The sequence below is a fragment of the Burkholderia sp. Se-20378 genome, assembly GCF_017104665.1.
Classification (GTDB): domain Bacteria; phylum Pseudomonadota; class Gammaproteobacteria; order Burkholderiales; family Burkholderiaceae; genus Burkholderia; species Burkholderia lata.
On record NZ_JAAGPG010001026.1, the window covers coordinates 1 to 1,425 of the forward strand.

3 protein-coding genes are annotated in these 1,425 nt (G+C 67.6%); all 3 read right to left on the reverse strand.

Going from position 1 to position 1,425, the window contains the following annotated elements; genetic code table 11:
* Positions 1-239: 239 nt before the first annotated feature.
* On the reverse strand, positions 240-572 hold the full coding sequence (locus G3N93_RS39870) for a flagellar protein FliT (protein ID WP_174937483.1): 333 nt from the start codon (positions 570-572) through the stop codon (positions 240-242).
* On the reverse strand, positions 569-1,003 hold the full coding sequence (fliS, locus tag G3N93_RS39875; protein ID WP_174937481.1) for a flagellar export chaperone FliS: 435 nt from the start codon (positions 1,001-1,003) through the stop codon (positions 569-571). The genes G3N93_RS39870 and fliS overlap by 4 nt, the downstream gene beginning before the upstream one ends.
* Before the next feature lie 193 nt (positions 1,004-1,196).
* A partial coding sequence (fliE, locus tag G3N93_RS39880; protein WP_206135506.1) for a flagellar hook-basal body complex protein FliE occupies positions 1,197-1,425 on the reverse strand: 229 nt, incomplete at its 5' end.

Sequence of the window (1,425 nt, forward strand, 5' to 3'; positions counted from 1 at the left end):
TACCGGCACCGTGTCGCGCTGCCGCCGGCGGGCGCCGACACGGTGCCGGTCAGCAAGCTGTCGAGGCGGCTCGCCAGCAGCGCGGCCGCAACGGAGTCGATACCGGTCATGATCGGAGCCTGCTTATCTCAGCCACATCGTTGCGAATCCGGGAACGGCACCTCGGTGCCGCCCGCGGGAACTGCGCGCCTGCCACAGCGGACTCGTGCGCCCCGCGCCCGTTTCCCCGGAAACGGACCCTACCCGCGCGCGCGGTAGAGATCGGTCAATACCTTGGTCGAGCGCCGCGCCTCGAACAGCGCGGACAGCCGCGCGACGTCCGGGCTCGCGAGATCGCGAATCGCGGCGTCGTCGGCCAGGATGCGGCGGATCAGGCCGAGCTTGCGGCCGAGATCCGATTCGTCGAGCACGACGCCCGGATCGGCTTCCTTCAGCCCGTCGACCAACCGCATGAATTCGGCCTGCAACCCCGGCAACGCGCTCCAGTCGGCGCTGCGGGCGGCGCCCAGCATCCGGCCCGACACGGCGGCGAGCGCCTCGTAACGTTCGAAGTATTCGGCCTTGCGATTCATCGTGATGCTTCCACTGCCTGTTGCGCGGCCATCCGCGCGACTTCCGGGGCGATCCCCGTCCATGCTTCCTCGAGCGTCGCGAGCAGCCCGTCGACTTCGACCAGCATCGCGTCGCTCGCCTGCGCGTTCGCTTCGAGCAGACGCCGGCTGATATACGCATACAGCGCGTCCAGCCGCTCGGCGATCTCGCCGCCCGCGTCGCGGTTCAGCGACGCCTTCAGCCCGCTGTCGACGATCCGGATCGCCTTGCCGATCGCTTCGCCGCGCGCGGACACATTGCCCTGCTGCAAGTGCATGCGCGCCAGCGCAATCGCCTGCCGCGCGCCCTGGTACAGCATCGCGATCAACCGGTGCGGGGAGGCGCCCATCACCCCCGTCTCGACGCCGACACGCGCGTATGCACTGGCTCCAGCGTGTCCTGGGGAAAACATGCGCTTCTCCTTGTTATGCCTTGGCTATACGGGAACCGCGGCCGTGCATCGCACGACGCGGCCTTCACCGGAGTTATCGGAAGGGATTTGAAAAGCTTTAGGCAAGCGGAGCGTGCCGCCTGGCGCAAAAGGGCCGGCCCGCAGACCAGCCCGGAGGCCGTCCACGGATAGCTTTCCCCGAATAGCCGTCCTGTCAAACCGACATCTGCATGATGTCGTTGTAAGCGCTCACTAGCTTGTTGCGGACCTGGAGCCCGAACTGGAAGCCGATGTTGGCTTTCTGCATGTCGACCATCACGTCGTTCAGCGACACGTTCGGCGCGCCGACCTCGAACGCCTGCGCCTCGCCGAGCGCGTGCTGCTGGTCGCCGCTGATCTTGTCGAGCGACGCCTTCATCGCGCTGGCGAACGTGCCGGCCGTC

Coding starts and splice junctions, on each gene's coding strand:
- G3N93_RS39870 (WP_174937483.1), bottom strand. CDS start 572: ATGAATCGCAAGGCCGAATACTTCGAACGTTACGAGGCGCTCGCCGCC.
- fliS (WP_174937481.1), bottom strand. CDS start 1,003: ATGTTTTCCCCAGGACACGCTGGAGCCAGTGCATACGCGCGTGTCGGC.